The sequence below is a fragment of the Acinetobacter legionensis genome (genome assembly GCF_048551735.1).
Classification (GTDB): domain Bacteria; phylum Pseudomonadota; class Gammaproteobacteria; order Pseudomonadales; family Moraxellaceae; genus Acinetobacter.
The window spans coordinates 159,166-172,130 of record NZ_JBIMBV010000004.1; the positions used below are offsets into that span (position 1 = coordinate 159,166).

Here is a 12,965-nt window from a genome sequence, read left to right on the forward strand (position 1 = left end):
ATGAGTCAGTTGAACCCGTTTAAAGCAAAAGTAATTAGTGCATTATCACTAATCACTTTTGTTGTTATTTGGCAGCTTGTGTGTACCTTTAAACTTGTGTCACCCATTTTATTGCCATCCCCCTTACAAATAGTAGATACAGTTTTAGATTTATTTCAAAACGGTTATCGAGATGCTCCATTTTATCAACACATTTTAGTGAGTACGGCACGTGCATTTTTTGCATTTTTCATTGCCATTATTATTGGTGTTCCTTTGGGGTTATTAATGGGCCGTAGTCCTGTACTCAATGCCATTTTAGATCCATTCGTACAATTTTTACGCCCTATTCCTAAAATTGCTTTAATCCCATTAGTTGTTGTGTGGTTGGGGATTGGTGAGGCATCAAAATTTTTCCTAATCTTTATTGCTACTTTACTTAGTGTAATTGTTGGCGCAACTGCAGCAAGCCAAAACGTTCCACAGGGTTTAATTCAAGCTGCACAAACAATGGGACTAGGAAAAGCATCAATCTTATTTCGTGTCATTTTACCCTCTTCACTTCCTGAAATTTTCACCACGATTCGCTTATCGATTGGTATTGGTTGGACCTCATTAATTGCGGCTGAGATGGTTGCTGCAACGTCAGGTTTAGGATGGATGATCATTAACGCGGGCTCATACTTACGTACTGATGTTGTGATTGTCGGTATTATTTTACTTGGAACAATTGGCTTTATTTTAGATTGGCTCATTGTAAAAGCACAGCAAAAATGGGCACCTTGGACAGGAAAAGTATAATGACTCAAACATTTATTCAGCTAAATAATCTTCAAAAAACATTCAAGCAAAACAAATCTGAAAATACGGTTCTAAAAGACATTAACTTAGAAATTTCTGAGGGTCAGTTCGTTTGTTTACTTGGTCCATCTGGCTGCGGTAAATCAACTATTTTGAACTTACTTGCAGGTTTTGAAAAACCTAGCTCTGGTAACATTTATGTAGATGGTCAACCTATTTCAGCACCAGGCATTGATCGAGCTGTTGTATTCCAACAAGCACAATTATTCCCTTGGCTTACAGTGAAAGAAAATATTTATTTTCCCCTTAAGCAATTAAAGGGAGAGCCTAAATACATTACCGAACAAACTGAATATTACTTAGAAAAAACAGGTTTAAAAAAATTTGAAAATCATCGCGTTTGGCAAATTTCAGGGGGGATGAAACAACGTGTTGCACTTGCCCGTGCTTGGGTCATGAAACCAAAAATTTTACTCATGGATGAACCCTTTGGTGCTTTGGATGCTCAAACACGTATTTTGATGCAGGAAACATTAACTAAGCTTTGGCAAGATAACAAAACGACCGTTTTATTTGTCACTCATGATATAGACGAATCTTTACTTTTAGCAGATCGCATTATCTTAATGGCAGGACATCCTGGGCGTATTGCAGAAGATATTCAAGTCAATTTACCCCATACACGTACGATTGAAAATATTGCTCCACAGCCAGAATTCATTGAAGCCAAAAAACATATTTTAGAAATTATGCGCAAAGAAGTTAACCGCATGATTGATTACATACACTAAATCTACAGGACACTTTTATGTTATTAAGTCATTTACCCCGCGTTAAACTTGTTCATGCACCTACTCCTCTTGAGTTTTTACCTAACTTAACCAAAGCATTAAACGGTCCTGAAATTTATATCAAACGCGATGATGCAACAGGTCTTGCTACTGGTGGAAATAAAACCCGTAAATTAGAATTTCTAATAGGCGATGCAATTGCAAAAGGCGCAACACATGTGATTACTCAAGGTGCAACTCAATCTAACCATGTTCGTCAAACCATTGCTGCAGCAAATAAATTCGGCTTAAAAGCATCTGTTTTACTTGAACAACGCGTCAGTGATGCTGCAGATGAATATTACAACAATGGGAACTTATTGCTGGACGAAATTTTAGGTGCCATATCAATTGAAGTTGTTCCTGGCGGTACAGACATGGCTGCTGCTTTAGAAGCAAAAGCAAAAGAATTAGAAGCACAAGGTGAACGCCCTTATATTATTCCAGGTGGAGGCTCAAACGCTATTGGTGCTTTAGGTTATGTATCTACTGCAATTGAATTAATTAACCAACTCAACCAGATCCAACTTGCCCCAACTCATCTTGTACATGCAACAGGGAGTACTGGAACTCAAGCAGGTCTTTTAGCGGGTATTGTTGCAACAAATTCTAACTTACCTGTGTTAGGTATCAGCGTTCGTGCTGAAAAATCTAAACAAGAAGAAAACGTCTATAAACTTACTCGCTCAACTTTAGAACATCTTGGTTTGAGTGCTGATCTTATCGCACGTGAAAAAGTTGTGGCAAATAGTGACTATGTTGGCGATGGTTACGGTATCCCAACAGACAGCATGGTTGAAGCTGTTGAACTCCTTGCCAGAACTGAAGGTATTTTGCTTGACCCAGTTTACTCAGGTAAAGGTTTTGCAGGTTTAGTAGGCCTAATTCGCCAAGGTTATTTCACTAAAAACGATAAAGTGATCTTTCTGCATACTGGTGGTGCTGTAGGCTTATTTGGGTACCGTAAAGCATTCTCTCACAAAGACGCATACCGCTTGTAAAATGATTGATTTTTCAGAATTTCCTACGCTCGGAATCCTAGGTGGCATGGGGCCAGGTGCTGCAGTTGATTTTCAACAGCGCCTGCTCGATGCAAGCCCTGCAACTAAAGATCAGGAACATATTCCAACTATTGTTTGGAATCATGGTGGAATTCCTGACCGACAACTTGCACTTAAAAACTTAGGTGAAAGTCCTTTCAAAGCCATGTTACATGGTTTAAAAATTTTAGAACGTAGTGGTGTTGCTAAAGTGGCAATTCCATGTAACACCGCACATTTTTGGCATGCTGACTTACAACAACAGACCAATATTGAAATCTTAAATATGATTGAAATTACTGTACAACAGATTTTGGATCATTATAAATATGGTGATAAAGTTGGAATTTTAGCAACCAAAGGCGCCCTTTCTACCGAGTTATATCAACGTGAATTAAGTAAATATAACATCCCTTATGTAATGAATTCTGAAGAAGAAATTGAAAAAAAATTTATGCCTGCAGTTTATGCTGTAAAACGGAATGAATCAGAAAAAGCAGGTATCATTTTTCAAGAACTCAGTCAACGGCTTATAGATGTAGGTGCAGGTTCAATTATTTTAGCCTGTACAGAAATTCCCTTGGGCTTACACGCCATTCAATCTCCAATTTTAAATGTAAGCTTCGATACTACGCAACTTTTAGCAGATGCTTGTGTAAGGTGGTTTTACTAAAAATAAATCAGTCTTCATTTTCTATTTAAGAGAATACTTTGAATTATTTTCGGCTTTTTATTGCCTTATATTATATGGCATAAGCATGGATCAAGCAGTATATAAACCCATCTATAATCAATATAGATAAATACCTAGTGTTCGTAACATCAGTATGCATTGATAAAATTTAATTAACTATTCTTGATTCTAAAAGTTAAGCTTTGTCCCCAATGCCAAGACCCAAGCATTGTTGATATCATGTGTTGCACTAGGATGAACAATATATTGCAGGCTTGGACGTAACATCAGCCATTTTGTTGGATAATAACTATAATTTAATTCAATATTATATTCGGCATCAGCATTAAATTGTTTCTTATCATCTGCAAAACGATTATTGATATGAATACGATTAAGCGCAAAACCCAAATTATCCTCAGCTCGGCTGGTTATCACCCCATAATACTTTAGACCGATCTGTTGAGACTGATCCACCTTGTTGGTGGTACGGCTATGGAATGTAAAATTTGCAAAACTGTGTAAGCCCTGCTTTCCTACACCAACTGAAGTAAGTTGCTGGTCAAAATTAAACCAAGCGCCATAGGTATGATTTTGTTGCTGCCCCGTCCGTATATCCTTTTGATTTTTAGTTTCATCTGCAGTGTTATACATAGCCCCTACACGATAAGTTCCTGCTAATGCATTGATCAATGATTTCGGTCGCCAGATCATCTCTATGGGAATAGTGATACCATCAGCTTGATGGGTACTCAGATTCCAGCCATGCCGTTCTAAAGCATTTTGAGGGTTATATTCATAAACACCGATTTGTAAGGCGAGTTCTGGGTGAAATTGATATTTTAAACGAACACCCCATTGAGAAATTGGAGAGTTATACCAAATTCCGCTTTGCCATTTTCCCATTTGCGCAGCACAAAATGAATTATTTTGAAATTCACAAGACATCACATTGAAATCTGTACCCATTCCCAAACGCCCTAATTTAATACTGAGCCCCTGTTCTTTAAAGTTTTTCTCCAAAGAAAACTCGGTCAATCGACTTTTACTGTTGCCACGACCATAATTTGCTTGAACATTGGCAAGCTGTGGTGCGGATGGATCAGAAATATCTTCTGAAGATAAACTTTGTCCTTGTCTTGCTGTGATTGTTGCTCTTAATGTCATCCCTTCCCAATTTGCCAGCTTTTCTAAATCTAAAGTTGAACCAATTAAAAATTGACTGGCATATTTAGGATCACTCCCCGGATTGTAGCCACCATCAACTAAATAAGCGCTGTCTACAATCAAGTTTGCATCTAATTTAATGCCTTGCTTTAAAAGTTCAGTCCGCATCCCCTGCCAATCACCAAACAAATAAGGGCTATTTTTGTCTAAGCTGTATTGAGCAGCATGTAACTGTATACTGAGCAATGAAACAAGAGAAATTGTAAATTTTATCAAATTTGACATAGGTTTACCTTAATTTTGCAAAGTCCATAATTTAAATAAATGACAGATGCTGGTTTTGCTATTCGACAAAACATGGTTTAATTTTTGGATTTCTCAAAAATGTGAATGATGAATGCGAGTTAAATCAATCAAGGCTTGATTTAACTAAAAGACGATTGTTCCAATAAATATTTTAGGGAATTTTTAAGCACCTACGTGGTCACAATAATTATGACAAAACTCCATCAAGCATGATTACTCATTGACGTTTATTCATCATTGAGTCACTGGCTTGGTTGGACAAATCTTTGCTGGGCTGCGAGATAAGACAGATACAACACGGGTGCCACAAAGAAAGCGACACTCCAGAAATCTAGATACACATATAAAAAAGCACCTAAAAATGCGCCAATCACAAAACCCACCACAATGCTGAAACTGTGCTGTAATTTTTGCATATTGCTATGGTTCCGATCTCTTAAATAATTAGAAATATCTATACCTAACTGTGTTGTATTTCCCGTCATCATGGTGCTCGGACTAATATGTTTAATTAAGGTTTTACTTGAAGTGTTACGAATAGCTAAGGCGATCAGCCCTAAACCACCTGTAATTGCGACAGTGACACTATTGGCATCTTTAAACGGTTCAAAATATAAACCCGCAAGCATAAACCCAATTAAAAAAATTGCTTCCCCCAAAAATAAATAACTTAAGGTGGTATGTTTTTGTACACTACGATCAATCCAATATTTGGTGATGGCAACAGTCAGAATAAATAAGGGAATTGCCCCAAGCTTAATCCAAATCCCAGGCCCACCTTTGACCCAAGCAGCACCAGCTAAGACTAAGTTTCCTGTGACATGCGCAGTAAAAAAACCAAACAGTGCGATAAAGCCAATGGTATCAATTGCGCCACCCACAATTGTCAATAACAAAGGATCTCGACATGTTTTCCAAAACCCACTCGGCGGCGTCGTTTGTATATTTTCCATGTTCTACTCGTCATTCAATAATTAATTAGAATTAGGACCTGTCAAAACCTAAGCTTTTTTATAGTTATCCCGATTGATGTAAATCATCAGCAATAAAACTGGGGGAAGCAAAAATAACCACAGTAGTGCAAATTTATATACGATTGCGGCAACTGCGCATCCCAGTGCAAAACTCAACATGGTTGGAAAAATTGCAACAATACTCTGTCGAATTTGCAGTCTTTTTTCCTGAGAAGGTTTGGAAAAAAGCTCAGCAATATTTAACATCAATTGTGTTGTAGCACCCGTCATCACGGTTGTTGGTGATTCTTTCGTCCAATGGATACGGTGCATCGCGTTTTGAATCGCCATAGCCGCCACCAACAACATGCCTACAGTGAAACTCATGATGGTATCGTATTTCGGAAAAGGCAAATAAAAGTAGGAACATACGGCGACTATACTAAAAAGCAAAAACATCAGTTTTAGAAAAAACGCATATGAACTGTTTTGATGTCGGATAAACTTTTGATCCAACAATTTGACCGATAAAACTGTAATACAGAACATCGGTAGTGCTGCCAATTTAGCCCAAGCACCTGTTTGACTCTCGGAGACTAAAGCCGCGCCTAATGTTACAAAATTACCTGTCACGTGGGCAGAAAATAAGCCATGCAATGCGAGAAAGCTTGCAGTATCGACATAGCCTGCATTGAAGCTCAATAACTTACTTAGTCTGAATTGCATCATTTGCCCCTTTCTCCTGCTATTGCATCACCCTATCGTTAGGATAATAAGTTTTTAATCATTGGCATGAGTTGTTCGCCAATAACCATCCCCAATAAACCGCATAGGGCCACAAAAGGAGGGGCTGGAGATTTCACATTTAATAGGTAATACAACACGCCAACCAACAACCCAACGGCCAAAGAGATCAGATAGATTTTCATAAATTTCTCCCCCAATAAAATTCCACCTAGTTCCAGATGGAATTTTTTAGGTTGGTTTTAAAAAGCAAAACAAGAACAGCCTAATGCGCCCCAAAATGATTTTTTATCCTGATCATTGATAGGAACATCAAGCATCCATGCATGCGAATGTCCATGCATGCCACAGCTGCTAGAACATGCACACACTGCTGAATCTTTTTGTAAGGGTTGTAAGGAAGGCGCATTACGATTTTCAGAGTGGCGCCACTGCCCGCCAAATCGCTTGACTGGTGACCAATCAGGCGATGCGGGTGGAATCGGTGGATCTTGTTGCTTAAATTCGGCACCCGCATAGACCACTTTACCGTCCATCACCGTCATGACTGATTCAATAAATTGAATTTCATCGCCCTCAACAGTGAGATAGTCATCTGAGAGTACAACTAGGTCCGCATGTTCCCCTGCGACTAAAGCGCCTTTATGGTTTTGCTCGCCTGAAAACCAAGCAGATCCTTTGGTCCATAGTCTTAACGCTGTTTGACGATCAAGTAAGTCTTTCTCATCATATAAAGTAAAACCACCCACGGTTTTACCTGTGGTTAACCATGCCAAACAGACCCAAGGATTGTATGATGCAACACGCGTCGCATCTGTTCCAGCGCCCACTGGTACACCCAACTCAAGCATTTTTTTTACCGGAGGCGTGTCTTTGGCTGCATCGGCACCATAACGCTGAACAAAGATTTCGCCTTGATACGCCATACGGTGTTGAATGGCAATTCCTCCACCGAGGGCACCAATCCGTTCTATGTTTTTTTCTGAAACCGTCTCTGCATGGTCAATAATAAAACGGGTTTCAAATGGCTTTTTACCATTGACACGTTCAAAAACATTGAGCAATCGACTAATGCTTTCATCATAGGTGGCGTGAATTCGAAACGGCCATTTCTTCTCAGACAAATGTTCAACAATAGCTTCTAATTCAGTTTCCATTTTTTCTGGAAGATCTGGGCGAGGATCATAAAAATCCTCAAAATCACCAGCTGACCAAGTCAGGTTTTCACCCGCACCATTCATCATCAATAATGCATCACCATCGCCAGGAAACGTCATTTCTGTCCATCGTTGATAATCTTCTAACTCTTCACCAGCTTTTTGTGCAAAGAGGTTATAAGCAATACGAACGGTCATTTGATCTTTTTCATGCAATTGATTGATCACTGCATAATCATCTGGATAGTTTTGCCCACCCCCTCCGGCATCTATCGCAGAAGTGACACCGAGCCGATTTAACTCACGCATAAAATGTCGGGTAGAATTCACTTGATCTTCGACGGGTAATTTGGGTGCCTTGCCCAGTGTTGAATACAAAATTGCAGCAGAAGGCGTTGCCAATAATAAACCTGTTGGCTCGCCTTTTTCGTTGCGTTCTATTCTGCCCCCGGGTGGATCAGGAGTATCTTTATTAAAACCTAAGACATCTAATGCTGCTCTGTTCAGCATTGCACTTGCATATAAATGCAGAATAAAAACTGGGGTATCAGGTGCAGCTTTATTGATTTCAGCTAAAGTTGGTAAACGCTTTTCTGCGAATTGGAATTCAGTCCACCCACCGACAACACGTACCCACTGTGGTGCTGGCGTATTTTCTGCCTGCTCTTTGAGTAAGCTTAAAGCATCTTTAACAGTCGGAACCCCTTCCCAACGCAACTCCATATTATAGTTAAGCCCGCCACGGATAATATGGAGATGGCTGTCATTTAAACCGGGAATAACGCGACGACCATTTAAATCAATCACTTTTGTCGAGTCGTTGGCCAACTTCATGATGCTATTTTCATCACCTGTGGCAAACATTTTTCCGTCAGCAATCGCAATTGCATCCACTTCAGGCTGTTTCGGGTCAAGCGTGGTAATTTTGCCGTTCTTAAGAATTAACTGTACATCTGTCATGATCATCTCCATGTAGATGAATATTTATATCCATAAGGTTTATTTTGCTGACACAGGTGCAATAACTTCATGTTGCGTTGTGGTTCTTTCTGGCGCTTTATGTACCATAGTAAATGCATAATCTACGCCCATACCGTATGCACCCGAATGTTCACGCACAATGTCCATCACTGCATCATAAGTTTCACGATGTGCCCAATCACGTTGCCACTCAAGTAAAACTTGTTGCCAGGTTACAGGAACCACGCCTGCTTGAATCATCCGTTGCATCGCATAATCATGTGCTTCTTTTGAAGTTCCACCTGAAGCATCGGCAACCATATAAATTTCATAATCACCTTCCAGCATTGCACCAAAAGCGAATGTAATATTGCAAACTTCAGTCCATAAACCCGATACGATAATTTTTTTACGATGATTGGCTGCCAATGCATCACGAACCTTTTGGTCATCCCATGAGTTCATAGAGGTTCTTTCGAGTAAAGGGGCTTCAGGGAACACATTTAATAATTCTGGAAAAGTGTGCCCTGAAAAACTTTCTGTTTCTACTGTTGTAATGGTGGTTGGAATATTAAAAACCTGAGCGGCTTTAGCCAATCCCACCACATTATTTTTTAAAGTTTGACGATCAATTGACTGTACGCCAAAAGCCATTTGTGGTTGTTGATCAATAAAGATGATTTGACAGTTTTGAGGTGTAAGTTGTTCTAAAAATGCTTTATTCATTTTGATTCGCAACACATTTATAAAGGAATTTATATAAAAGCAAAAATACACGTAAACCACTAGACACTATTTTAAATACAAACTGTATCCTAAAAAGATACAATGATTGATCAGCATAGGATGATGCGTTACTTTAATCATTCAAGTGAAGAGTACTTTAAAATTAAATGGATAAATTAGACTGTATCAATACTTTTATTAGTGTCGTTGAATATGGAAATTTCAGCAGTGCATCACGTCACTTAAACATTACTAGAGATCAAGTTGCGAAAAGAATTTGCCATTTGGAAACTATTTTTAATACGGTCCTGTTCATCCGCAATACCCGCAAAATGGATTTAACTCATTCAGGTGAAAAATTTTATCAACACTCTAAAGTCATTATGAGTGAGTTTGAATGGGCAACCAGTGACTTTACCCACGACCAGAAATATCCCGAGGGTAAACTCAGAATCAATGCACCTCATTCATTTAGACATGCGCATCTTACCGAGATCATTTCTAAATTTATGACACAGTATCCCAACATCAAAATAGACTTGTTTCTTTCAGATAAGTTTTTAAATATCAGTGAAGATCAATATGATATTGTTCTCAGAATCAGTCAAGATATTGATCAGCGTAATGCCCACCTGTTTAGTACCTATCATCGACATTTTTATGCAACTACAGCTTATTTTGCAAAATTTGGCGTACCCAATACAATCGATGAGTTAAAACAGCACAGTCTATTGTTGTATTCACAAACCGATTCAAGTACTAAAATTGTGCTGAATAAGAATAAAAAAGAAGAAACTATTTACTGTACGCCGAAATTGACATGCAATAGTGGCGATTTCCTTTTAGATTTTTGTAAACAAGATCAAGGCATTATATTTTTACCCGATTTTTTAGCAAAAAAAGATCAAGATGCTGGAAAAATTGTTCGTTGTTTAGAAGACTATCATTCAAAGCAACTTTATTTTTATGCAATTACGCCATCTCAACAAAAGATTCCAAAAAAAGTGAAGCTCTTTTTAGATCATCTCAAAAAACACTTATCTGATCGCTAAAATATAAAGCTTTGGACCAGACTTTTACCTAAGAACTAAGTATTCACGGCTCATGTTGTATCTTTATACAATACATAAAGCACTTCAATAAAGCGTTGTGTATGCAAATACTCAGCATCTAAGCTTGCAAACTTGACACAGATTTGAATTTTGGACTAAACACATTGTTCTGTAATCGGGTCTGCATATATTCAGCATAAACCGATAGTTTTTCATAAATATGCTCAGAATAAAACATATCTTCGACTAGGTTTTGCGCTTCGGCTAGATCATAAAGATCTGATAAATTTAAAATTTTAGCATTCATTTCTGAAAATTTACGACATAAAGCCACATGAAAATCATCTTTATATTTAAACAAAAGCTTCTGCATGTTTAGTTTATGATCATGATGATCTAATTGCAGATTTAGACCATCTTGATCATTTTCGGGATTTACCAAGAAAATTCGAACCTTAAAAAAACATTCTATTTCAAACAAATAATCTGGATTGATCGGTTGATCTGTAATTAAAAAGATACGATAAACTTCTGCCTGAGTCAGTGCTTTGAACAACTGAAAATAAACAAATTCCTGTGCATCCCATGTTTGATCTTGTAGATCTAAAAATAGATTTAAACTTTCTAGAACGACATCATCCTTGGTCAAGTTCATGGTTTTTTCAACCTGATAATAAGGTTTTAAAATATCTTGAACCTGTGCCGTAAAAAGTGTTGAGTAAAGCACTGTTTGATTTAAATTCGCCAAAATAAACGGTGAAAACAAATAAGCCAGACTTAAATGATTTGAAGCAATTGCAGATTGGATAATCGCTGTACTTTTCTTTTTTGAAAATTCACGTAAGACTTTGGCACGCAACAATGTTGCTTCTAAGTTTACAAATCTTTGATTGAGTTGTTCTATCACCTTTTCAGAGCAACCATGCTCAAATAAAACTTGTGTGAGCACATTCAACTGAGTCGTAACAAACATATCCCTGCCTCATTCTATACTGCATCGCGTGCGACTATTTTGAAAAGAAATCAAAAAGAAATATAGCCACAAAATTTTAGAAAAAATATATAACAGATAGAGCTGTACTGATTGCGTCTGTTATAGTTATTTTAAATACTCACTTGCATTGACCTATGTATAAATCTGAACAACTGGCGCATAGCCTAAAATTATTGATTGAAAATGGGACGTGGAAAGCACATGAAAAATTACCCTCACTACGCCAACAGGTTCAACAATCAGGGTTAAGTCTAATTACGGTGATGAATGCTTATCAAGAGCTCGAAGCGCAAGGCCTGATTTATTCAAAAGAAAAGTCAGGGTATTTTGTGGTAGAACAAAGTTCAGATCATCCCACCACATTACATGTGATTAATGAAACAGTTGAAATTAACTCAATTGTTTTCAAATATTTGAAATCAACACAGTCTGAACACATTATCCCTTTAGGTTCTGCCTTTCCCAATAGCCAGTTGCTCTACTCCGCTAAACTGATACAAACGCTTGGACAACTTGCTCGACAACGGCGTAGCTATGAACAAACTCCAAGTCTCCCGCCCGGAAATTATCAACTTAGAAAAATTATTGCACAGAAATATGCGATGCAAGGCATCCCCACTGATCCATCTGATATTGTGATTACCTCTGGAGGTTTGGATGCATTAAATCTTTCATTGCAAGCACTTACACAAGCTGGGGACTATATTTTATTACAACAGACGATTTTTTATGGTGCATGGCAAGCGGCTGAACGACTTGGATTAAAAGTAATTACTATTCCAGAGCACCCTGAACATGGCATTGATTTAGATGCATTCGAACACGCAATTTTAAAATATCCAATTAAAGTGTGTTTGATGATGTTAAATGGTCAGAATCCAATTGGCTTTACTGTGAGTGATGAAATTAAATTAAAATTGGCGAAGCTACTCAACCAATATCAGATTTATTTGATTGAAGATGATGTCTATGAAGAACTTTACTATGATCAAAAAAAACCCCTCTCGATGAAGTACTTTGATCAGCAAAATTGGGTGCTACATTGTTCTTCTTTTTCAAAAACATTAGGTGCAGGTTTTCGTATCGGTTGGGTCTATGCAGGTAAATTTTCTGAACATATTCAGCACACTCAACTTATGAGTACCCTTTCAGTCAACTCATTTATCCAAAATGCCTTGGTTGAATATCTCTCCCATCGTCATTATGAAAAACATTTAAAAACTTTACGTTCCACCTTACAACGCTATAAAAAACAATATTTTAATTATTTAAAAACCCATTTACCTGAGCAATGCCATGTCAATTATTATCCTTCCGGGTACTTTTTATGGATTGAATTGCCTGAACAGGTCGATAGTAATGACATCTATCAACACATGTTAGAACACGGTGTCAGTGTCGCACCGAGCAGCTTATTTAATATTAGCAATCAACAAAATCACTTTATTCGGATGAATTGTTCATTTGAAATGAATGAAAAGATTCAAAATGCATTAAATGAATTGATTCATATTATTGGTAAATTAGTCGCAACATAAGCTGAATTTTTATAACAGATTCATCATTGCTTACTTATCTGTTAT

At 37.7% G+C, this 12,965-nt stretch carries 13 protein-coding genes; 6 read left to right on the forward strand and 7 right to left on the reverse strand.

All coding sequences use genetic code 11. The annotated features are described in order from the left end of the window. From ACG9ZL_RS05240 to cuyB, 4 genes are read left to right on the forward strand one after another with little or no spacing between them, the layout of a single operon-like run. The gene (locus tag ACG9ZL_RS05240; protein WP_056510591.1) at positions 1-780 is read left to right on the forward strand and encodes an ABC transporter permease; all 780 of its coding nucleotides are present in this window, start codon (positions 1-3) and stop codon (positions 778-780) included. Further along, a complete protein-coding gene (locus tag ACG9ZL_RS05245) occupies positions 780-1,571 on the forward strand; it encodes an ABC transporter ATP-binding protein (protein ID WP_336953085.1) in 792 nt (263 codons plus the stop codon). Before ACG9ZL_RS05240 ends, ACG9ZL_RS05245 begins: the two co-directional genes overlap by 1 nt. A 17-nt stretch (positions 1,572-1,588) precedes the next feature. Further along, on the forward strand, positions 1,589-2,611 hold the full coding sequence (cuyA, locus tag ACG9ZL_RS05250) for a D-cysteate sulfo-lyase (RefSeq protein WP_056510583.1): 1,023 nt from the start codon (positions 1,589-1,591) through the stop codon (positions 2,609-2,611). A gap of 1 nt (position 2,612) precedes the next feature. After that, a complete protein-coding gene (gene cuyB, locus ACG9ZL_RS05255) occupies positions 2,613-3,323 on the forward strand; it encodes a cysteate racemase (RefSeq protein WP_004721068.1) in 711 nt (236 codons plus the stop codon). A 189-nt stretch (positions 3,324-3,512) separates the two neighbouring features. Here cuyB and ACG9ZL_RS05260 read toward each other — a convergent pair whose 3' ends face one another. The 6 genes from ACG9ZL_RS05260 to ACG9ZL_RS05285 all read right to left on the reverse strand — a co-directional run bounded on the left by ACG9ZL_RS05260 (position 3,513) and on the right by ACG9ZL_RS05285 (position 9,336). After that, on the reverse strand, positions 3,513-4,775 hold the full coding sequence (locus ACG9ZL_RS05260) for a carbohydrate porin (protein WP_335954521.1): 1,263 nt from the start codon (positions 4,773-4,775) through the stop codon (positions 3,513-3,515). Positions 4,776-5,038: 263 nt separating this feature from the next. Further along, positions 5,039-5,749: a YoaK family protein gene (locus ACG9ZL_RS05265; protein WP_333665027.1), complete on the reverse strand. Its 711-nt coding sequence runs from the start codon at positions 5,747-5,749 to the stop codon at positions 5,039-5,041. A 48-nt stretch (positions 5,750-5,797) separates the two neighbouring features. Further along, positions 5,798-6,478 (reverse strand): YoaK family protein, encoded by a 681-nt coding sequence (locus tag ACG9ZL_RS05270; RefSeq protein WP_004721072.1) that lies wholly within the window; start codon positions 6,476-6,478, stop codon positions 5,798-5,800. 35 nt (positions 6,479-6,513) lie between these two features. After that, positions 6,514-6,678: a DUF1427 family protein gene (locus ACG9ZL_RS05275; RefSeq protein ID WP_004721074.1), complete on the reverse strand. Its 165-nt coding sequence runs from the start codon at positions 6,676-6,678 to the stop codon at positions 6,514-6,516. A gap of 57 nt (positions 6,679-6,735) precedes the next feature. Then, positions 6,736-8,610: an amidohydrolase gene (locus tag ACG9ZL_RS05280; RefSeq protein WP_419359303.1), complete on the reverse strand. Its 1,875-nt coding sequence runs from the start codon at positions 8,608-8,610 to the stop codon at positions 6,736-6,738. A gap of 39 nt (positions 8,611-8,649) precedes the next feature. Beyond that, on the reverse strand, positions 8,650-9,336 hold the full coding sequence (locus tag ACG9ZL_RS05285; RefSeq protein WP_419359305.1) for a hydrolase: 687 nt from the start codon (positions 9,334-9,336) through the stop codon (positions 8,650-8,652). 167 nt (positions 9,337-9,503) lie between these two features. Here ACG9ZL_RS05285 and ACG9ZL_RS05290 point away from each other — a divergent pair, with 167 nt between their 5' ends. Next, complete coding sequence (locus ACG9ZL_RS05290; RefSeq protein WP_336953092.1) at positions 9,504-10,388, forward strand: LysR family transcriptional regulator; 885 nt, start codon at positions 9,504-9,506, stop codon at positions 10,386-10,388. 118 nt (positions 10,389-10,506) lie between these two features. Here the strand turns inward: ACG9ZL_RS05290 and ACG9ZL_RS05295 are convergent, their stop codons facing one another. Continuing rightward, on the reverse strand, positions 10,507-11,361 hold the full coding sequence (locus ACG9ZL_RS05295; RefSeq protein WP_336953094.1) for a hypothetical protein: 855 nt from the start codon (positions 11,359-11,361) through the stop codon (positions 10,507-10,509). A gap of 155 nt (positions 11,362-11,516) precedes the next feature. Between ACG9ZL_RS05295 and ACG9ZL_RS05300 the strand changes: the two genes are divergently transcribed. Beyond that, positions 11,517-12,920 (forward strand): aminotransferase-like domain-containing protein, encoded by a 1,404-nt coding sequence (locus ACG9ZL_RS05300; protein WP_336953095.1) that lies wholly within the window; start codon positions 11,517-11,519, stop codon positions 12,918-12,920. The last annotated feature ends 45 nt before the right edge of the window (positions 12,921-12,965 follow it).